The 20,214-nt window shown below is 71.3% G+C and carries 17 protein-coding genes and 2 pseudogenes; 7 read left to right on the top strand and 12 right to left on the bottom strand.

Going from position 1 to position 20,214, the window contains the following annotated elements:
• Nucleotides 1-86 precede the first annotated feature (86 nt).
• Genes OG246_RS33815 through OG246_RS33805 form a run of 3 tightly spaced genes read right to left on the bottom strand, consistent with a single transcriptional unit; the run spans nt 87 to nt 2,753 of the window.
• A complete protein-coding gene (locus OG246_RS33815; protein ID WP_266472186.1) occupies nt 87-1,100 on the bottom strand; it encodes an NAD(P)/FAD-dependent oxidoreductase in 1,014 nt (337 codons plus the stop codon).
• Nucleotides 1,097-1,636, bottom strand: a complete 540-nt coding sequence (locus OG246_RS33810; RefSeq protein ID WP_266472184.1) for an isoprenylcysteine carboxyl methyltransferase family protein — start codon at nt 1,634-1,636, stop codon at nt 1,097-1,099. Before OG246_RS33810 ends, OG246_RS33815 begins: the two co-directional genes overlap by 4 nt.
• Before the next feature lie 49 nt (nt 1,637-1,685).
• Nucleotides 1,686-2,753, bottom strand: a complete 1,068-nt coding sequence (locus OG246_RS33805) for a type III polyketide synthase (protein WP_266472183.1) — start codon at nt 2,751-2,753, stop codon at nt 1,686-1,688.
• A 150-nt stretch (nt 2,754-2,903) separates the two neighbouring features.
• Here OG246_RS33805 and OG246_RS33800 point away from each other — a divergent pair, with 150 nt between their 5' ends.
• From OG246_RS33800 to OG246_RS33790, 3 genes and pseudogenes are all read left to right on the top strand, one after another.
• Complete coding sequence (locus OG246_RS33800; protein WP_266472182.1) at nt 2,904-3,773, top strand: UbiA family prenyltransferase; 870 nt, start codon at nt 2,904-2,906, stop codon at nt 3,771-3,773.
• Nucleotides 3,774-4,285: 512 nt separating this feature from the next.
• Nucleotides 4,286-4,576, top strand: a pseudogene (locus OG246_RS33795) (M24 family metallopeptidase); the annotation flags it as partial.
• A gap of 34 nt (nt 4,577-4,610) precedes the next feature.
• Nucleotides 4,611-5,456 carry an MOSC domain-containing protein gene (locus OG246_RS33790; RefSeq protein ID WP_266472180.1) on the top strand — a complete coding sequence of 282 codons (846 nt, stop codon included), beginning with the start codon at nt 4,611-4,613 and terminating at the stop codon, nt 5,454-5,456.
• 15 nt (nt 5,457-5,471) lie between these two features.
• Here the strand turns inward: OG246_RS33790 and OG246_RS33785 are convergent, their stop codons facing one another.
• From OG246_RS33785 to OG246_RS33765, 5 genes are all read right to left on the bottom strand, one after another.
• On the bottom strand, nt 5,472-6,518 hold the full coding sequence (locus tag OG246_RS33785) for an amidohydrolase family protein (RefSeq protein ID WP_266472179.1): 1,047 nt from the start codon (nt 6,516-6,518) through the stop codon (nt 5,472-5,474).
• Complete coding sequence (dmpG, locus tag OG246_RS33780; RefSeq protein WP_266472178.1) at nt 6,515-7,534, bottom strand: 4-hydroxy-2-oxovalerate aldolase; 1,020 nt, start codon at nt 7,532-7,534, stop codon at nt 6,515-6,517. The genes OG246_RS33785 and dmpG overlap by 4 nt, the downstream gene beginning before the upstream one ends.
• Nucleotides 7,531-8,490: an acetaldehyde dehydrogenase (acetylating) gene (locus tag OG246_RS33775; RefSeq protein ID WP_266472177.1), complete on the bottom strand. Its 960-nt coding sequence runs from the start codon at nt 8,488-8,490 to the stop codon at nt 7,531-7,533. Before OG246_RS33775 ends, dmpG begins: the two co-directional genes overlap by 4 nt.
• Before the next feature lie 241 nt (nt 8,491-8,731).
• Entirely contained in the window at nt 8,732-9,520 is a 789-nt protein-coding gene (locus OG246_RS33770) for a 2-keto-4-pentenoate hydratase (RefSeq protein WP_266472175.1), read from the bottom strand.
• Complete coding sequence (locus OG246_RS33765) at nt 9,517-10,149, bottom strand: TetR/AcrR family transcriptional regulator (RefSeq protein WP_266472173.1); 633 nt, start codon at nt 10,147-10,149, stop codon at nt 9,517-9,519. Before OG246_RS33765 ends, OG246_RS33770 begins: the two co-directional genes overlap by 4 nt.
• Nucleotides 10,150-10,283: 134 nt before the next feature.
• Between OG246_RS33765 and OG246_RS33760 the strand changes: the two genes are divergently transcribed.
• From OG246_RS33760 to OG246_RS33745, 4 genes are all read left to right on the top strand, one after another.
• Nucleotides 10,284-11,861: a bifunctional 3-(3-hydroxy-phenyl)propionate/3-hydroxycinnamic acid hydroxylase gene (locus OG246_RS33760; protein WP_266472171.1), complete on the top strand. Its 1,578-nt coding sequence runs from the start codon at nt 10,284-10,286 to the stop codon at nt 11,859-11,861.
• Nucleotides 11,862-11,869: 8 nt separating this feature from the next.
• Nucleotides 11,870-12,742: an alpha/beta fold hydrolase gene (locus OG246_RS33755; protein ID WP_266472169.1), complete on the top strand. Its 873-nt coding sequence runs from the start codon at nt 11,870-11,872 to the stop codon at nt 12,740-12,742.
• Complete coding sequence (locus OG246_RS33750; protein ID WP_266472168.1) at nt 12,739-13,740, top strand: VOC family protein; 1,002 nt, start codon at nt 12,739-12,741, stop codon at nt 13,738-13,740. The genes OG246_RS33755 and OG246_RS33750 overlap by 4 nt, the downstream gene beginning before the upstream one ends.
• 91 nt (nt 13,741-13,831) lie before the next feature.
• Entirely contained in the window at nt 13,832-14,485 is a 654-nt protein-coding gene (locus OG246_RS33745) for a TetR/AcrR family transcriptional regulator (protein ID WP_266472165.1), read from the top strand.
• A 41-nt stretch (nt 14,486-14,526) separates the two neighbouring features.
• Here the strand turns inward: OG246_RS33745 and OG246_RS33740 are convergent.
• The 4 genes and pseudogenes from OG246_RS33740 to OG246_RS33725 all read right to left on the bottom strand — a co-directional run bounded on the left by OG246_RS33740 (nt 14,527) and on the right by OG246_RS33725 (nt 20,111).
• Nucleotides 14,527-16,309, bottom strand: a pseudogene (locus tag OG246_RS33740) (acetoacetate--CoA ligase).
• Nucleotides 16,306-17,964, bottom strand: a complete 1,659-nt coding sequence (locus OG246_RS33735; RefSeq protein WP_266472163.1) for a bifunctional 3-(3-hydroxy-phenyl)propionate/3-hydroxycinnamic acid hydroxylase — start codon at nt 17,962-17,964, stop codon at nt 16,306-16,308. The pseudogene OG246_RS33740 and the gene OG246_RS33735 overlap by 4 nt, the downstream one beginning before the upstream one ends.
• 24 nt (nt 17,965-17,988) lie before the next feature.
• Nucleotides 17,989-18,927, bottom strand: coding sequence for a fumarylacetoacetate hydrolase family protein (locus OG246_RS33730; protein ID WP_266472161.1), 939 nt, complete (start codon nt 18,925-18,927; stop codon nt 17,989-17,991).
• A gap of 29 nt (nt 18,928-18,956) precedes the next feature.
• Nucleotides 18,957-20,111, bottom strand: a complete 1,155-nt coding sequence (locus OG246_RS33725) for a VOC family protein (protein ID WP_266472158.1) — start codon at nt 20,109-20,111, stop codon at nt 18,957-18,959.
• Between the last annotated feature and the right edge of the window lie 103 nt (nt 20,112-20,214).

Below are 20,214 nucleotides of genomic sequence, written 5' to 3'. Positions count from 1 at the left end.
CGGGGGCCGGTTGGTTTCCCATTTGTTTGTTGTGTGGGCATGGGGCTGTGCATCCACAGCGCGGCGTGTGAAAGAGGGCCGGGTCCCTACTGCAGTGCGCGGACCGCGGCCGAGAACACCGGGGGCATCCGGGACGCTGCGGGGACGATGAGGCGGGCGGTGCCAGGGCGGTGGCTCGCGGCCAGCAGGGCTCCGGTCAGCAGACGGTGGCGCCTGGTCAGCCGGGCCCAGGCGTGCTCGTACTCGGCTGGTCGCCCGGCGGCCAGGCAGCGGACGGCCGCTCCGGCTGTCGCCAGCGAGAGGGCGATGCCCTCACCGGTGAGGGCGTCCAGGTAGCCCGCGGCGTCGCCGACGAGCAGGACACGGCCGGCGGTTCTGCGCTTCACCCGCTGTCGCAGTGGTCCGGCGCCGCGTACCTCCGTCGCGGCCGGGCCGCGCAGCGACGCCACGAGGTCAGGGAAGCCGGCCAGGTGCTCGTCGTATCCGCGACGGCTGCGGCTGAGGACCGCGATGCCCACCAGGTCGTCGCCGACCGGTGTCACATAGGCCTCGCCGTGCGCGGACCAGTGGACCTCCACGAAGTCCGTCCACGGCTCGACGCGGTAATGCCGGCGTAGGCCGTAGCGGCCGTGGGGGCGGCCCGGCAGTTCCAGCCCCAGACCGCGGCGCACCGGAGAGTGCAGGCCGTCGGCGGCGATCAGCCAACGGGCCGTGGTGCCCGCGGCGGTGACCGTGTCCGCGCTCTGGCGCACCTCGCCGACCTTGCCCGGCAGCATCCGCACGCCGACGTCGACAGCGCGCTGGTGCAGTGCGGAGTGCAGCGTCGTACGGCGGACTCCCAGCCCGTTGCTGCCGCGGAAGGACGCTTCGGCACGGGTGGTGCCGTCCACGTAGCGGATGCCGCGCAGTTCGCGGCCGGTGACCTCGACGCCCAGTGCTCGCAGCGCGGACACTCCGCCGGGCATGACGCCTTCTCCGCAGGCCTTGTCCACGGGGCCGGTTCGAGGTTCGACGACGACGGCTTCCAGGCCGGCGAGCGCGGCGTGGATGGCGGCGGCCAGACCGGCGGGTCCGCCGCCGGCCACCAGTACGTCGATCACGCCGGAGCGGGTGCGGTCGGTGTGGCCGCGGCGGCCAGCGCCCGGTTCTCACAGCGGATGCGCACGGTGAGCAGGACGGCGTTGAGTGCTGTGAACGCGACCGCGGTGACCCAGGCCGTGTGGACCAGTGGCAGGGCCACGCCCTCGGCGACGACGGCCACATAGTTCGGATGCCGCAGCCACCGCCACCGGTAGGGGCCGCCCGTCACCAGCGGCAGGCCGGGTACGACGATCACCCGGGTGTTCCAACGGGGTCCCAGGGTGCGGATGCACCACCACCGCAGCGCCTGGGCGGCCACCAGCACGGTGAGCATCGGCCAGGCCACGGCGGGGACGAAGGGCCGGTCGGCCAGCCACACCTCGGCCGGGCAGGCGATCAGCAGGCCGGTGTGGAGGGCGACCATCGCCGAGTAGTGGCCCTGCCCGGTCTCGGTCGCGCCGCGGGCGGTGCTCCACCGTTCGTTGCGGCGGGCGACGACGAGTTCGGCGAGGCGCTCGCCGGCGACGGCGGCCACCAGCAGTCCGTACCAGATCATGTGTCCTGTGTCCTTCGATGGTCCTTCGATGGTCCTTCGGCGGTCTGAACTACCAGCGCAGCAGGACGAGTTCGCAGGCGAAGCCGGGGCCCATCGCCAGCAGCAGGCCCGGTGTGCCCGGTGGCGGGCGGCGTTCGGCCAGGGTGTCGCGCAGTACGTGGAGCACCGATGACGAGGACAGGTTGCCCACGTCGGCCAGGTGACGCCAGGTCACATCGAGTGCGTCGGCGGGCAGGTCGAGGGCTTCGGTGACGGCGTGAAGGACCTTGGGTCCGCCGGGGTGGCACACCCAGGCGGTCACGTCCTTCGGCTTGATCCCGTGGTCGCCGAGAAACCCCTCGACGTCGTCGGCGAGGTAACGGCGCACCACATCGGGTACCTGCGGGTCGAGGACGACCTTGAAGCCGGTGCTCTTGATGTCCCAGCCCATGACGCGCCCCGTGTCCGGATACAGGTGGCTGCGGGTGTCCACGATCGTCGGGCCGGCGGTCTCGTCCGGGCGCTCCGGGCGGCCCGCGCCGCAGGCGACGACTGCGGCTGCGCCGTCGCCGAACAGTCCGGTGGCGACCAGGTTGGCCATGGAGGCGTCGTTGCGCTGGAAGGTGAGCGAGCACAGTTCGACCGAGAGCAGCACCGCCACGTGGTCGGGCCGGCCCAGCAGGTAGTCGTGCATACGGGACAGGCCGGCGGCGCCACCGGCACAGCCCAGGCCGAACAGGGGCAGTCGTTTGACGTCCGGCCGCAGCCCGAGGCGGCCGACCAGCCGTGCGTCGATCGAGGGGGTGGCGATGCCGGTGACGGAGGTGAAGATCAGCAGATCCACGTCGGCCGCGGACAGATCGGCGGCGTGCAGTGCGCCCCGGACGGCCTTGGCGCCCAGGTCGGTGGCGGCGGCGATGAAGACATCATTGGAGGCGCCGAATCCGTCCAGTTCCTCGTACCGTTCGAGCGGCAGAGTCATGTGACGCGAGCCGACCTTCGCGCTGCGGTGCAGCCGGTCCAGGACCCGGCGGTCCGTACCCTCCGGCAGGCAGGTGCGGGCCACCATGTCGGTGATCTCGGACTGGGTGCGACGGTGCGGTGCGAGGGCACCGTGAACGGCGGCGATCCGCGTCATATAGATCCCGTCTGGTTACCGACTGGGGTGAGTTGCTCCCCACGTGTTCCCCGGACCGGGACTTCGACACCACGGATCGCCCGTCTGGCGGTTCGCCCCGGAGGGCGCGTGCACCAGCCGGGTGGGGGCCCGGGCGCCTACGATCGGCTGGTGGGCACACCCGAGCAGTTGACGACCGGCGGCCCCGAGGCGAGTTGGGCCGGCCGGGTGGGTGGCCTGGCCGGGTCGTGCCACCCCGGGCCCGTCGTGGCGGTCACCGCACTGATGGCCGCGCTCGCTGTCACCGCCGGTCAGAGCGCCGCGCGTTGTGTGCTGACCGGCGCCGCCGTGCTGACCGGGCAGTTGTCCGTCGGCTGGTGCAACGACGCGTTCGACGCGCGCCGGGACATCGCCGCCGGCCGCCATGGCAAACCCGTGGCCGACGGCACGGTCGGTGTGACGGAGGTGTGGGTCGCCGCGTATGCCGCGCTGGCGCTGTGCGTGCCGCTGTCGTTCGCCTGTGGCCTGTGGGCGGGCGCCGTCCACCTGACCGGGGTGGCGGCCGCGTGGGCGTACGACCTGCGGCTCAAGGCGACAACATGGTCCTGGGCGCCGTATGCGGTGGGTTTCGCCGCGCTCCCGGCATTCGTGGCGCTGGGGCTGCCGGGGCATCCGCGGCCGGCCTGGTGGGTCGTCACCGCCGGGGCGCTACTGGGAGTCGGCGCCCATCTGGGCGATGTGCTGCCGGACATCCGCGGGGATCTGGCGACGGGTGTACGGGGATGGCCGCACCGGCTGGGCCCGGACGGCGCGCGGCTGCTGCTGCCGGTTCCGCTGGTCACCGCGTCCGCGGTTCTGGTGCTGGGGCCCACCGGACCACCCGGCAGATGGGGAATGGCAGTGCTCGTGGTGACCGCGCTGATCGCGACGGCGGGGACGGTGCTGGGACGCCGCTGGGAGCGGTTGGCGTTCGCGGCAGCAGTCGCTGTGGCGGCGGTGGACGTGGCGTTGCTGCTGCTGCGCGGCACCGGGATCGCCTGACCGTTCGGCCTCGCACCGTGCGAAACCCGCAGGCAGAAACGGGAGTTGCCGATGCCTGCTGCGGTTGCCGTCAGTTCGCGACTGCTGCCTCCGGTCGTGTCCTCGGCGCGGCCCGTAAGGCTGCCGTTCACCGCTTTGCCGGGTCCACGCGCCAATGACGACCGAGCGACGATACCGCCGGCCGCCCGCACCACAACCTGCTGGTGACGGCGGACTGCGATGCGCTCTTGTTCGGTCGCGGGTGGTCAGACGATCAGGACGGCCCCCGTACCGCACAGGACCACGATGGCGATGTCGGCACGGGGCCGCCGCCCGCTCGGCCACCAGCCCTGGGCCCGGGTCGACCGGCCATCAGCCGCTACAGGGCACACCTGGCGTCCCACCGCTCATCCGGTGACTCTCACGTGCGGTCCTCGCCCCTGGTGCTCCTGCGGCCGCTGGATCCGCGCATGGTGCGCGAGGGCATCTGGCCGCGCGGCCGTCCGCTCTCCGAGTAGGAAGGACCAGCGCCCGTGGCGCCCGGCGAGGGGGAGCGGGCGGTCAGTGACCGGATCCGGGACCTGGCGAACGAGCTGTTCGGCACGGATCGGCACTGGCACGAGCGGATCGTGCGTTCGGGGCCGAGCACGCTGATGCCGTACAGCGAGAATCCGGCGGACCGGGTGATCGGCGCGGACGACATCGTGTTCGCGGACTTCGGGCCGATCTTCGAGGAGTACGAGGCCGACTTCGGCCGGACCTTCGTCCTGGGCGACGACCCGGTCAAGCACCGGCTGCGTGACGACCTCCCCGAGGTGTTCGCGGAGGCTCCGCGGGACCGGCGGCCATAATCGATCTATGGGGACTGTGACAGCGCTGTACCGGTATCCGGTGAAGTCGATGCTGGGTGAGGCCGTGATTGCCGTGGCGGTCACGGAGGGCGGGCTCTCCGGGGACCGGGTGTACGCCGTGCTCGATGAGACCGACGCGGTGGGCAGTGCCAAACACCCGCGGAAGTGGGGGGCGTTGCTGCGCTGCCGGAGTCGACTGGACGAATCCGGCGTGGTCCGGGTCGTGTTGCCGGACGGGACCGCCCTGTCGGTCGAAGACCCTGATCTGGACGTGGAGTTGTCCAAGCTGCTGGGCCGTCAGGTGTTCGTCTCGGCCGCCGTACCGGAGCACGGCAGGCTGGAGCGCGCCGTGCCCGAGTACGAAGGCGGTGTCCCTGATGCCGTGCGGGAGTCGGCGTCCGTCGATGCCACCGGGGAGAGCATCACGTCCGGCAGCGTCGCGCCGGGGACGTTCTTCGACTTCGGCCGGGTCCACCTCGTCACCACGTCGGCCCTGGCCCGGATGCGAACCGTCCATCCCGCCGGGGACTTCGACGCGCGCCGCTTCCGGCCGAACCTGGTCGTGGACACCCACGGAGGGCCGGGTTTCCCGGAGGACGCCTGGGTGGGGTCACGACTGCGGGTGGGGGAGGCGCTGTTCCGGGTTGTGGTGCCCACGCCTCGCTGCGTGGTACCCACCCTCGGCCATGACGAACTGCCGCCCGACCCCGCCATCATGCGTGCGGTTGCCCGTGACCACCGCATACCGGTGTTCGACCTGGGCCGGCTTTCATGCCTCGGTGTGTACCTGGACGTCCTTGAAGCGGGGACGGTCCGAGTGGGCGACGCGATCACCTTGCAGGAGGCCGCGTGACCACTTGCCGGGCACTCAACGGGTGCCGGGTTGGACGAGTTTGAAGAGGAGACGGGCGCCGGTTCTTTGGGCGGACTGGCGCAGACGGGCCGCGATCGGACGGGCCGGAGTCAGTATGGGAGCGGTGGCCAGGTGGGGGAACAGGGCTTCGGCGTTGGCGCGGTTGACGGCCTGAAGGGCGTCCGGGGCCACGCCGGTGTCGAGGCCACTGGTGAAGTACTGGCCGGCAGCGGTCGGAGCGAACGGCCAGTCGCTGCCGAAGAGAACGTGCCCGGGGCGGGCGAAGGCGAGCAGCGTGGGCAGGGCGGCGGGGCTGGAGGACAGGGCCGTGTCGAAGTGGAAGCCGCGGAAGTCGTCCAGCACGTCCAGAGGGCTGCGCCCGGTGTCGCCCGCGATGGCGACGGCCATGCGGTGGGAGGCGTACGGCACGAAGCCGCCCGCGTGGCTGAGAATGAACCGGATGTTCGGGTACGTGCGCAGGATGCCGTTGCGGACGAGGAGATACGCGGCCCGGGTGGTGTCCAGGAGGAAGTCGGCGGCGAACGGCGGGATGTTCTCGACGGCGGGCGCCGGGAGTTCGGCGGGGTGGACGAACACTACGGCGTCCCGGTCGTCGAGGACCTGCCACATTTCGTCCTGGCCGCCCGCGCCGAGGTAGGCGCCTTGGTTGTTGGCGAGCAGGGTGACCCCGTCGGCCCCCAGCACGTCCAGGGCACGCCTGGCCTCGGTCGCGGAGGCGGCGGCATCCGGCATGGGCAGCGTGGCGAAGTAGCCGAAACGGCCGGGGTGTTCGGCGGCCAGGGACGCGGAGTGGTCGTTGAGCCGACGAGCCAGCGCGGTGGCTTCGGCCGGGTCGGTGAGGAAGCCGGTGCCGGGAGTGGAGACGGACACGATCGCCGTGGTGGTGCCGAGCAGATCCATCACTTCCAGGGCCGCTTCCGCGCTCCAGTCGGGCAGTTGGCGGCCGCCGGCCTCGGCGATACCCGCCTTGGCGAGGAGATCGCGGTAGAAGGAGGGGACGATGTGCTGGTGGACGTCGACCCGCCCCGTCGCAGGGGTCATGACGCGGTCGCCCGAGCGGCGAGCAGGTCGAGCGCCACATCCGTGATCATGTCTTCCTGGCCGCCGACCATGCCACGCCGGCCGACCTCGACGAGCAGGCTGCGGGCGTCGATGCCGTAGCGCGCCGAGGCGGCCTCCGCGTGGCGGAGGAAGCTGGAATAGACGCCGGCGTAGCCGAGGGTGAGGGTCTCTCGGTCGACCTGGACCGGGCGGTCCTGCAGCGGTCGTACGAGATCGTCGGCGGCGTCCTGGAGGGCGAACAGGTCGCAGCCGTGCGCCAGACCGAGCTTGTCGGCGGCGGCGACGAAGACCTCCAGCGGGGCGTTGCCCGCGCCGGCGCCCATGCCGGCGAGGGAGGCGTCGACCCGGTTGCAGCCGTGCTCGACGGCGGTGATCGAGTTCGCCACGCCCAAGGAGAGGTTGTGATGGGCGTGGATACCGATCTCGGTGTCCGGGGCGAGGGCCTGGCGCAGGGCGTCGACGCGTTCGGCGACTCCGTGCATGGTCAGGGCGCCGCCGGAGTCGACGACGTACACGCAGGTGGCGCCGTATCCCTCCATCAGTTTCGCCTGCCGCGCGAGGTCCGCCGGGTCGGCCATGTGGCTCATCATCAGGAAGCCGACGGTGTCCATGCCCAACTCCCGCGCGGCGGCGATGTGCTGGGCCGAGATGTCGGCCTCGGTGCAGTGTGTGGCCACGCGTACGACGGAGGCTCCTGCGCGGTGGGCGTCGCGCAGGTCGTGCACGCTGCCGATGCCGGGCAGGAGGAGCGTGGCGACCCGCGCGCGGGTGACCGCGCCGGCGACGGCCTCGATCCACTCCAGGTCGGTGTGGGCGCCGAAGCCGTACACGCAGGAGGAGCCGGCCAGGCCGTCGCCGTGGGCGACCTCGATGGAGTCCACCCCGGCCGCGTCCAGGGCGGTGGCTATGGAGACGGCCTGGTCGACCGTGTACTGGTGGCGAACGGCGTGCATGCCGTCCCGGAGGGTCACGTCGCTGATGTAGAGGCGGCTCATCGGACGGCTCCCGCGGTGGTCAGGGCGTGCTGGGCGATGCGCTCCGCGGCGGCGACGGCCGCGGAGCTCATGATGTCGAGGTTCCCGGCGTACGCGGGCAAGTAGTCGGCGGCGCCGGTGACTTCGAGCATCACGGTGACCTTGGTGCCGGTGAACCTGCCCGTCTGCGGGATGTGCAGGGGGTTGTCCGGGCCGTGCGTGTCGAACTGGACCCTCTGCCTGAGCCGGTAACCCGGCACGTACGCGCGCACCTTGTCCGCCATGGCCAGGATGCTGTTCTCGATCTGGGCGTGGTCGCAGTCGCCGTCGACCAGGCAGTACACGGTGTTGCGCATGAGCAGCGGCGGCTCGGCCGGGTTGAGGACGATCACGGCCTTGCTCCGCCGGGCCCCGGCGACTTCACGCAGAGCTCGTGACGTGGTCTCGGTGAACTCGTCGATGTTGGCGCGGGTGCCGGGTCCTGCGGAGCGGGCGGCGATGGAGGAGACGATCTCCGCGTAGGCGACGGGGGCGACTTGGGCGACGGCGGCGGCTATGGGGACGGTGGCCTGGCCGCCGCAGGTGACCATGTTCAGGTTCGGGGCGTCGAGGTGGGCGTCGAGGTTGACCACGGGCACGCAGTAAGGACCGATCGCGGCAGGGGTCAGGTCGAGGACTCGAACGCCGGTGGGCTCCAGCTTGGCCCAGTTCGCCCGGTGGGCAGTGGCGGAGGTGGCGTCGAAGACCAGCTCGACGTCCGCGAATTGGGGCAGGGCGAGGAGTCCTTCGATGCCGTCGGCTGTGGTGGCGATGCCCAGGCGGCGGGCGCGGGCCAGGCCGTCGGAGGCGGGGTCGATACCGGCCATCGCAGCCATGGTGAGCGCGCCGGAACCTCGAAGGATCTTGAGCATCAGGTCGGTACCGATGTTGCCGGAGCCGATGACGGCGACCGGCCAGGGGGCGGGGGTGGGAGGCATGCGGGGTTCTCCTCGGGCGGGTGGTTCGGGTCGGCGTGCGGGTGCGGGTGGGATCTTCTTCGCCCCCGCCGCCCTTGCCCGTCCCATCCCTGGGGGCTGCGCCCCCGGGCCCCCGCTTCGGCCCTGAAGGGGCCTTGTCCTCAAACGCCGGACGGGCTGGAAACGCCGGACGGGCCGGAAATGCTGCGTGGGCTGGAAATGCCGGGGCAGACGGAGACGGGCAGGTGGGGAAAGCGGCCGGTCAGACGAACGTCACCGACACCGGCCCGAGGCCGCTGAAGCGTGCCTCGATCTTCTGGCCGGCGTGGACGAAGGGGGCGGTGGTCATGGCGCCGGGCAGCACCAGGTGTCCCGGCTCCAGGGCGGTGCCGAAGGCAGCGAGGGTGTTGGCCAGCCAGGCGACCGCGGCGGCGGGATGGCCCAGGACCTCCGAACCGCTGCCCGCCGCGACGTGCTCGCCGTCGACGGCCAGATCGACGGTGACGGCGGCGAGATCGGGCGCGTCGGCCGGCGGCGTCCAGGCACCGTAGACGATCCCCGCCGAGCTGGCGTTGTCGGCGACCGTGTCGACCAGGGTGATTCTCCAGTCGCGGATCCGGCTGTCGACGATCTCCAGGGCGGGCGCGACCGCGTCGGTGGCGGCCAGCACGTCCGCGATGGTGACGCCGGGACCGCGGAGGGGCCGGGCGAGGCGGAAGCAGATCTCCGGCTCGATGCGCGGGGCGCAGTAGCGCGCCGCGCGGACCGCTGCGCCGTCGCGGTGGACCATGTCGTCAAGGAGATGGCCGAAGTCGGGCTCGTCGACGCCGAGGAGCTGCCGCATCGCGGCCGCGGTCAGGCCGACCTTGTGGCCGATGACGGTGGCGCCGTCGGCGAGACGCCGGGCGATGTTGTCCCGCTGGACGGTGTAGGCGTCGGCCAGGTCCAGGCCGGGCAGCAGTGCCGACAGCGGGTCGACCGGTGCCACGTGGTGCTCGGCCTCGCGCAGCAGCCGGGCGGCTTCCTCGCGTTGTCGCTCGGTCAGGGTCATCCCTTGCTCCTTGCTGCCATGCGGGTGGCCGCGTCGTAGACCAGCTGGGCGTGGAGTTCGAACAGGGCCATCAGGTCGACGGCGTCACCGTTGATCTCGCGCTGTACGAACAGCCCGTCGGCCCCGGCGACGGCGTAGGTGGTGAGGGTGTGGACGGAGTCCTCGTCGAGATCCGGGAAGAGGTCCTCGACGACTTCCTGGATCTTCTGGTTGGCGATCTCGCGGACCTGGAGGAACACCGTGCGGCCCCGGGGCTCCGTGGGGCGCCGCTCCAGGGCGAGCATCAGCCCGAGGCGCAGGAAGTCCGGGGCGTCGACGAGTGACTTGGCCACGTTCGCCGCCATACTCGTGGCCCGCTCCAGCGGCGTACCGCTCTCCTCGCCCGGCAACTCCACCGCCGCGAGCCAGCTCTCGAAGCTGCGCTCGATCACCGCGCCGATCAGGTCGTCCTTGTCCTTGAAGTGCCAGTAGATCGAGCTGGCCGGCAGCCCGCACTTGGCGCTGACCGCCGCGATGGACGTGCCCTCGTAACCGCGTTCGCCCGCGATCTCCACCGTGGCGTCGAGGATGCGCTGCCGCGATTCCACGCCGTTGGCGCGCTTCCTGCGTGTCGGCTGCGGCTTGGTCATGTGGGTGTCCTCCGTCGTGTCCGGCGCTTGACCGTCTGCTGCGCCGAGCTTACCGTAGCGGTCGTTCCAATTGCAGTAAACGCTACAGCAAGCATGACGACCAGACATGTCGACGGCGACAGTGAGGTGGCCCGGTGCGCGAAGACAGTGCCTATGACGTGGCGGTGATCGGATACGGCCCCACGGGCGTCACCGCGGCGAACCTGTTGGGGGCGATGGGCCTACGGGTGGTCGTCGTGGAACGCGACGCCGAGATCTACACCCGCGCCCGCGCGATCTCCACCGACGAGGAGGTCCTACGGATCTGGCAGCGCACCGGTCTGGCCGACCGGCTGAAGCAGGACATGCTGGCCGAGCGGCCCCTCGACTTCGTCGACGCGCGCGGCCGACCCTTCCTCAGTGCGCACCCCACCCCGCGCGGACACGGGCATCCGCCGCAGATGTTCATCTATCAGCCCGCGCTGGAACAGGTCCTGCGTGACGGAGTCGGCCGCTACCCGAACGTGGAGATCCTGCTGCGGCACGAGTGCCTGCGGCTGCGCGAGGACGCCCACGGGTGCGAACTGACCGTGGCCGGTGCCGACGACTCCGTACGACGGCTGCGCGCCTCGTACGTGATCGCGGCCGACGGCGGCTCCAGCCTCACCCGCGCGCAGCTGAACATCGGCTACGAGGGCCGAACCTACGAGGACCGCTGGGTGGTCATCGACACCGAGATGCTGAAGCCGTGGCCGGACCACGACCGGCTGCGCTTCCGCTGCGACCCGGCCCGGCCCGCCGTCGACTGCCCGACCCCGCTCGGGCACCACCGCTGGGAGTTCCCGATCCTGCCGGGCGACGACGAGACGTATCTGACCACCGACGACGCCGTGTACGGGCTGGTCTCCCGGTACGGGATCGGCCGGGACAACATCAAGATCCTGCGGGCCACCGTCTACAGCCACCACGTGCGCTTCGCCTCCCGCTTCCGGGTCGGCAGGGTCTTCCTCGCCGGTGACGCCGCCCACGCCATGCCGCCGTGGATCGGCCAGGGCATGGCCGCCGGCGTGCGTGACGCGGCCAACCTGTGCTGGAAGCTCGACTCCGTGCTGCGCGGCGAACTGCCCGAGACCGTGCTCTACAGCTACGAGACCGAGCGCAAGCCCCACGTCAAGGAGATCACCAAGCGGGCGGCCTTCGTCGGGCGGATCATCACCGAACGACGCCTGCCCGTCACCCGGGTCCGTGACTCCGCGCTGCGTGCCCTGAACCATGTGCCGGGCTTCGGCAACTGGCTCCAGGACTCGCGCTGGATACCCGTCGCCCACTACGCCGACGGACTGCAGGCCCGACCCCGCACCAAGGCGTCCGGCCGCCAGGTGCCCCAGCCGTGGGTGACCGGGCCCGACGGCGTACGGGTCCGGCTGGACGACGCGCTCGGCGGCAACTGGCTGCTCCTGCACGCGGGATCCGCCACACCCCAGCTTGCCTGGGACCGCCTCGGGCTCCCGGCGCTCACCGTCACGCCCGCCGGGTCCCGCCCGGCCGAGGGCACCGTCGTCGACAGCGACGGCGTCCTGCTGGCCTGGATGGCCGAGCACCGCGCCGCCGTACTCGCCCTGCGCCCGGACGCCTACGTCTACGCCGCCGCCCCTTCGGGCGCCCAACTCCCGCCGCCCCCGGCCGGATTCGCCCCGGCACCGCACCCGACCCCCGCCGCCACCGCCCAGTGAGGACCACCATGACCACGTACACCGAACTGCCGTCGATGCGGGAGTCGTTGCTCGACGTCGCCGGCAAGAAGATCTTCGTAGCCGAGACCGGTGACGGACCGCCCGTGCTGCTCCTGCACGGCGGCGGCCCCGGTGCCTCCGGAGTCTCCAACTACGCCCGCAACATCGCCGCGCTGGCGAAGGAGTACCGGGTCATCGTGCCCGACCTGCCCGGCTACGGACGCAGCACCAAGGGCGTCGGCGCCGCCGACCCGTTCGGGTACCTCGCCGACAGCATCCGAGGTCTGCTCGATCAACTCGGCCTGGAGAAGGCCCACTTGGTGGGCAACTCCTACGGCGGTGCCTGCGCCCTGCGCCTGGCCCTGGACACCCCCGACCGGGTCGACCGCATGGTCCTCATGGGCCCCGGCGGCATCGGAACCACCCGTGCCCTGCCCACGCCTGGCCTCAACGGCCTGCTCAACTACTACTCCGGTGACGGTCCTTCGAGGCTGAAGCTGGAGAAGTTCATCCGCAACCACCTGGTCTTCAACGCCGCCGACGTACCGGACTCGGTCATCGACGCACGCTACGAGGCCAGCATCGACCCCGAGGTCGTCGCGGCCCCGCCACTGCGCCGCCCCTCCGGCCCGAACGCGCTGCGCACCCTCTGGAAGATGGACTTCACCCGTGATCCACGCCTCGCCCGCCTGCCGGTGCCGACCCTGGTCCTGTGGGGCGCCGAGGACAGGGTCAACCGGCCCGGCGGTGCGGCCATGCTGGCCGACCGGATGCCCAACTGCGACCTCTACCTGGTGGCCAACACCGGGCACTGGGTGCAGTTCGAACGTGCCGAGCTCTTCAACCGGCTGTGCGCCGACTTCCTGGCGGGCCGTCGATGAACACTCCGGTCTTCGGTTCGGTCCACCTCGGTTACGTCGTCATCGAGACCGACCGCTTCGCCGACTGGCGCCGCTTCGGCACCGACGCCATCGGCATGCACCGTGACGACCTCGACGCCGGCCTGATGCGCTTCCGCCTCGACGACCAGGAATGCCGCTTCCTCCTCCGGCGAGGCCCGGCCGAGGACGTCGTCGCCACCGGCTGGCACATCGACGACCACACCACCTTCGAACGGATCGAGGCCCGTATCCGCGCCCACGGCGTCCCCGTCGTCGAGGGCACGCCCGAAGAGGCCACGCTGCGCGGTGTCGAACGCCTCCTGCGCTTCCCCGGCCCCAAGGGCATCACGCAGGAGATCTACACCGCCCCGGTGAAGTCCGCGGAGCCCCTGACCATGCTTGCCACCGGCTTCGTTACGGGCGACTCCGGCATGGGCCACATCGCGATCACGTCCACCAGACCGGCCCAGATCCGCGGCTACTTCAACACCGTCTTCGACGCCCGCCTGACCGACTACATCGACGAGACCATCAGCGGCGTCAAGCTCAAGATCCGCTTCCTGCGCGTCAATGAACGCCACCACTCCATCGCGATCGCCGCCGTCCGGGGCCTGCCGGTCGACCCCGTCCGCACCCGCGTCCAGCACCTCAACATCCAGGCCGCCACCCTCGACGACGTCGCCCGCAGCTACCAGCGCGTGCACGAACTCGGCTTCGACATGGCCCTGTCGGTCGGCCAGCACACCAACGACAAGGAACTCTCCTACTACGCCCGCACCCCCTCCGGCTTCGAGTGGGAGGTGGGCTGGAACCCCGTCGTCATCGACGAGAACACCTGGCAGCCCAGCACCCACCAGGGCATCAGCGTCTGGGGCCACACCCCCGTAGGCCAGACCATCATCGACAAACTCGTCCAGTTCCGGCTCGGCGCCCGCTCCCTCGCCCACCCCGAGATCACCGTCCCCGCCCTCAGCGGCCCTGGCATCCCGGACGACTGACCAAACCCGACACATGTGCTCCGTGCGACAATGACCGCGCCCTTCGTCCAGCCCCGTCCTCCGCTCCCCGCACTGATCCATCGAGGTTTCCGTGGCCGCCAAGCCCGTTGTCCGCGAGCCATTGCGACGCAATTCGCGGGCCAATCGGGAGCGCATCCTGGCCACGGCCCGCCGGGAACTCGGGCGGAACCCGGACGTCACGCTGGAGGAACTGGCACAGGCCGCGGGTGTCGTACGACGTACTCTCTTCGGCCACTTTCCGGGGCGAGCGGCGTTGCTGGAGGCGCTCGCCGAGGAGGCATCCGAGGCCCTTCGGAGCGCGCTGGCAGGTGCGCGGCTCGCGGAACCGGAGCCTGCCGAGCGGGCGCTCGCGCACCTCTCGCTCTCGCTGTGGCCCGTGGGGGACCGCTACCGCCTGCTCCTGGCGCTGGCTCAGCGCGACCTGGGCGCGGAACGCGTGGCCGAGGTGCTCGCGCCGGCCCGTGAGAAGGCCACGGCCATTCTGGAGCGTGGGCAGCGGGACGGCGTCTTCCACACGCATCTGCCGGCCGCCGTGCTGAGCGCCGGGCTGGAAGCGATGTCGGTCGCGTTCCTGGAGGCGGTCAACACCGGGGGTCTCGAGGACGACGGGGTCCGGGTCGCCACTTCCACACTCATCGCGGCCGGGGTGCCCCAGGAACGGGCACGGGCAGTGGCCGAGGCTGTCGCGCCGACGGTGGCCGCTGAGTCCGCGGCCGACGACTGAGCCGTCGTACCCGCACCTTCGTCCGGTGATCCGTGCCGGCCTCAGGCCTCCGTGCTCCTCCGTCCGCGGCGGTCGGCCCCCAGGCGGGCGTAGTAGTCGATGAGGCCGGGGGCGTCCACCGCGGCCGGGTTGACTACCTGCTCCACCGGAGCGCCCTGCAGGAGGCGTTTGACGGGGACTTCGAGTTTCTTGCCCGTGCGGGTGTGCGGGATGGCGGGGACTTCGAGGATCTCGTCGGGCACGTGGCGGGGGGAGGCGCCGATGCGGATCGCCTCCTTGGACGATCACCGAGCCGTGTCCCGTGAACGTGATCCAGTCGCCGTGCCGCCAGACGCCGGGGTAGGTGGAGAAGTAGGCGTCGTGGTAGCGGCTGCCGTCGGGGTCGTTCCAGAAGGACAGCGGCATCGACGGCATCGGGCGGGTGACGACCAGCTCGCCGACCTGGTCGACGACCGGGACGCCCTCGGCGTCGTACGCGGCCAGGGCCACGCCCAGGTGGGGAGCGGACAGCTCGCCCGCCCAGGCGGGTGTCGTGGGTGCGCTGCCGGCGAAGCCGGAGACGATGTCGGTGCCGCCGCTGATCGAGGCGAGCAGGACGCGTTCGCCGACGTGGTCGCGGACCCAGGGGTAGGCGGAGGCCGGCAGGGCGGAGCCGGTGCAGCCGACCACGCGGACGGACGACAGGTCGTGTACGGACGGGTCGATGCCGAACTTGGCCATGCCGAGGAGGTATTGGGGGCTGGTGCCGAAGACGGTGACACGGTGGCGGGCGGCCAGCTCCCAGAGCACGTCGGGGCGGGTGAGTGGCGCCGGGCTGCCTTCGTACGTGCAGGTGGTCGCGCCGGTGAGCAGCGTGGAGGCGACCAGGTTCCACATCATCCAGTGGGTGGTGGTGTACCAGAGGAGGCGGTCGCCGGGGCCGAGGTCCGAGTGCAGGCCGAGGGTCTTGAGGTGCTCAAGGAGGACGCCGCCGTGGCCGTGCACGATGCCCTTGGGCAGGCCGGTCGTCCCTGAGGAGAAGACGACCCACAGCGGGTGGTCGAACGGTACGGCGGCACAGGAGAGTTGTTCGGTGCGGGTGGACGCGTCCTCCCACGGGACCACCAGCGACGGGTAGTTCCGCGAGGGCCAGGGCAGTCCCACGTGGTCGACCAGCAGGGTCGCCTTCAACGTCGGGAGTGCGCAGGCCAGTTCGAGGACGGCCTCGCGGCGGTCGTGGGTGCTGCCGTTGAAGAGGTAGCCGTCGGCCGCGATCAGGACGGTGGGCTCGAGCTGGGCGAAGCGGTCGGCGGCGGCCTGGGGGGCGTAGTCCTGCCCGCACACCGACCACACGGCGCCCAGGCTTGCGGCGGCCAGGAACGCCACGATCGCGTGCGGGGTGTTGGGGAGGTAGCCGACGACCCGGTCGCCCTTGCCGACACCCAGGTCGCGCAGGGTGGCGGCGACGGAGGCGACCTGGGAACGCAGCCGCTTGCCGGTCACCTCGTACCCGGAGCCGGTCTCGTCGAGGGCGATGATCGCCACCTCCTCGTCCGCGAGTTTGCGCAGGGCGTGGTGGGCGTAGTTGAGGGTGGCGCCGGGGAACCAGTGGGCGCCGGGCATGGTCTCCTCGGCCAGCACCTGGTCGTACGGTGTGTCGGCGTCGATGTCGAAGTACTCCCACACCGCGCGCCAGAAGCCCTCCAGGTCGGTGACCGACCAGTGGTGCAGGGCGGCGTAGTCACCGGCATCGATGCCTTGACGCCGGGTGAAGTCCGCGATGCGGCTGGTTGCCGCCGCCTCCGGATCGGGCGTGAAGAAGGGGGCCGGGTGCGGCATGTTCATCGTGTCGAACTCCTCAACAGGGTCTTCTCAACGGTCTGTTGGGAAGGGGAAGGGCTTCGTGTGGTGTGCAGCAGGGACGCCCAGCCGGCTGTACCCGTGAAGTCGCGGCCGCCGGACGGGACGATGTCCATCACGACCCGGTCAGGTCGCAGCAGCGCGGCGTCGGCCCGTCCCGCGCGCAGCCAGTCGGCGAGGCTTCCGTCGTCGCCGAGGCCGGCCACGGAGAGGATCCGCGCGCCGAGACCGTCCGCGACGGCCTTCAGCGAGGGGGAGAGCGGTACGGCGGTCAGCACGGCGAAGGAGTCGCCGAGCAGTTCGTCGAGGCGGGTGCGCCGCCCGCCGACGCTCACCCACGGCTGGGGGCAGAAGCCGCCGACGAGACCGCGCCCGCCGACGAGACCCCGTCCACCGACGAGACCCCGTCCACCGACGAGGCCGCGCCCGCCGAGGCGGACACGGCGCCGTACGAGTGGCCCTGCGGTCAGCGCCGGACTGAGGTCACGGGCGGCGGCCGCGGTCACGCCGGGGATGCGGACGGCCGCGCCCAGGACGCCGCGGCGGAGGGCGGCGGCACCGTCCTGGCCGCCCGTCATGGCCCAGCCCATGGCGACCGCGAGGCGGATCACATGGCGGGCGTGGGGCTTGCGTTCACTCTCGTACGTGTCCAACAGCCGCTCGTCGGCGCCCTGTTGCAGGACCCGGGCCAGTTTCCAGGTCAGGTTGTAGGCGTCGCGCAGGCCCGCGCACAGGCCCTGTCCGACGAAGGGCGGGGTGAGGTGGGCCGCGTCGCCGAGGAGGAAGACGCGACCTCGGCGCCAGCGGTCGGCGAGACGCGCCCGGAAGGTGTACTGCGCCTGCCGCAACAGCTCGAAGTCGGCGCCGTGCGCGAGGTCCACCCACGGGGCGAGCAGCTCACGCAGCCGCTCGTGATCGAGTTCCGAGTCGTCCCGCAGCCGGAACTCCCAGCGGTAGCGGTCCTCGCCGATGCGCATGAACGTGGCCGGACGCTCGGCGTCACAGATCTGGTCGACGCCTTCCCAGCAGCGGACCGGGAGGCTGGTGCGCACGTCGATGACGGTCCAGCGTTCCTCGAAGTGCAGGTCCTCCCAGGCGGCGCCGATGGCGTCGCGGGTGAGGCCGCCCGCGCCGTCGCAGCCGAGGACGGCGTCCGCCCGCAGCAGATGTTCGCCCTCGTCGTCCCGGTAGGTCACACGGACCGGGCCGTCGCCGTCCTGTTCGACGCCGACGACCTCCACCCCGCCGCGCAGCTCGCACTCCGGGGTGCGAGCCAGGGCGTCGCGCAGCACGCGCTCCAACTCCGGCTGGTCGAACATGCTGGTCTGCGGGAAGCCGTGTGCCCCCTGCGCGGCGCGCGGGAACTCGGCCATCACCCGGTGCCCGGCGTCCAGCAGCCGCAGCCCTCGCGCGGGGCGGGCGATGGCGGCGAACTCCGCCTGGACTCCCGCGGCTTGGAGAATGCGGCGCACCTCGTCGTCGGTGGCGACGGCACGCGGCAGGGGGTAGACCTCCCGGTGGCGTTCGAGGACGACGGTACGGATTCCACGCCGGGCGAGCAGGAGGGCGGCGGTCACACCCACGGGCCCGGCTCCGACTATCACCACGGGTACCTCTGCCGAGTTGTGCTCGACGGTCATGTGCGGCTCGATTCGGGTCGGGTCTCAGTCGGCGTCGGTCACGGGGGTGCGCTGCTCGCCGAGGTCGATGCGCCCGTCCCCGGTGGCGATGGTCACGGTCACCTGGTCTCCGTGGTGCAGGTAGTGCGGGTTCTTGGCCTGGGTCTTGAAGAACGCCTTCCACTTCAGCGCGGGCGGCAGCAGCGCCCCGAGCTTCTCGACCGGCTTGGGCGGAGCCTTCAGCGCCGTGCCGCCGGGGGTGCCGGTCAGCAGCAGATCGCCGGGATCGAGGGTCTGGAACCGGGCAAGCAGGGTCAGTGCCTGCGCCGGTCGGACGATCATGTCGGCGAGGGTGCGGTCCTGACGCAGATCCCCGTTGACGTTCAACTTCAGCCGCAGATCCAGGAGATGGGCGAAGTCCTCCGGCTCAAGCAGCGCCAGGTAGGGCCCGGTCGGCGTGAAGGTGGGGTACGACTTGCTCTCGTAGAACTGCGTCTTGGTGAGCTGTACGTCCCGGGCGCTGACGTCATTGGTGATCACGAGCCCGGCGACGTACGAGGGCAGGTCCCGCTCCTCGACCACGGTGCCCACAGGCAGCGGCGCGCCCATCACCAAGCCCAACTCGGCCTCGTAGTCGAGGAACTTCACATGCGACGGCCGGACGATCGCCTCGTCCGGGCCGCTCACCGATCCGGACGCCTTGCGGAAGAAGGCGGGCGGGATGTCGCCGGTGAAGCCCGAATCGCGGGCGTGGCTGCGGTAGTTGACCATCTGGGCGACCACCCGGCAAGGGGTGGTGACCGGGGAGAGTGCCACCAGGTCGGCCACGGGTGTGCCCGTCTCGCCAGAGAGGGCGGTCTCCCGGACGGCGTCGCGGTCGGCCAGCAGCTCGGCGGTGGTGACGGCCTTGGTGTCGATACGGACAGCGCGCGCGTCGCGCACCACCCACCAGCCATCGGCGGTACGCAGGACGTTGGTGCTCATATCAGTGCCTTCATAGGGGAGTCGGGGGTTCAGGAGTTCGCGGCCTTGAGCAGGCCAAGGAGGCGCGCCGGGTCCATTTCGTTGTCGCCGCGCAGGGCCTGGATGACATCGCGGACCCGGGCGGGGGAGGGACTGGCGCCGAGGAAGTCGCGGGTGGCCGGCGGGCCCCACTGGGCGAGGCCGCTGGTCGACATGGGTGCCCAGCCGGGCTCCAGGTCGCAGGAGAACAGGTCGCCGTCGGCGAAGTGCTCCAGCATGAAGCGGTCGGGGTCGCGCCAGTAGTCGAAGAGCTGGCTGCCCTGGATGTGCCGCCCGATGCCCCAACTGCGCTTGTAGCCACGTTCGTTCAGGTACTCGCCGCCGGTGGCGAGCGAGTCCAGGTCGGTGACCTGGTAGGCGGAGTGCACATAGCCGTTGCCCGGCCCCAGATGCATGGCCAGCGTGTGATGGTCGACCTCCGCACCGCCCCGGTCGCAGCGGACGAACGCCATGGTCGGACCACGGTCACGCTGCCCGTCCAGGAACAGGAAGTCGGACACGATCATGCCCAGCGTGTCCAGATACCAGTCCAGGGCCCGGGCGAACACCCGCGTCTCCAGCACCACATGCCCCAGGCGCTGGATACGGGACGGTTCACGCGGCGGGCGCTGCGTGGCATTCCTGCGACGGTGATCGGTGCCGAAATTGAGCAGCAGCGGCCGCTGTTCGGGCAGCGCAGGCAGTTCCTCGCCACAGTGCACGACGCGTACGGGGAAGCCCGAGGGGTCGAGCAGGTTCACGGCACGGCCGCCGCCCGGGACGTCCGCGTCGCGTACGTCCGTCCCCGTCGCCCGGGCGAGCCGGTCCAGGTCGGCCCGCTCGGCCGCGCGGAACACGGGGCCGATGAAGCGGCTAGCGCGCCCCTTGCGGATCACCATGCACGGTGAGCCGGCGAAGCTGCCGCGCAGCCACAGCTCGGACTCGGTCCGCGCGGCGATCGCGAACCCGAAGTCCCGCGCGAAGACCTCGGCGCGGTCCAGGTCGGGCTTCTCGAACTCCAGCCAGGCCAGGTCGGCCACCTTGATCACTGGATTCCGCGAACGTCCTGGATGCTCTCCGCGCAGGGCACCCTGCGCGCTGTGGAGGTCCTGGTGGGCCGTCCTGACGTCCGTGACGCCGACCGCGTTGACGCGGGTTCCGGACATGGTGTCCTCCAAGCAACATTGCCGTAATGAGGAAATCATCAACTTTGATTCTTCGATCGTCAATAGCTTGACCGCAAAGGAACTGATGGATTCATCAGAACTG

Source organism: Streptomyces sp. NBC_00620, from assembly GCF_026341825.1.
Taxonomy (GTDB): domain Bacteria; phylum Actinomycetota; class Actinomycetes; order Streptomycetales; family Streptomycetaceae; genus Streptomyces.
This window is presented reverse-complemented; position numbering and strand designations above follow the sequence as displayed.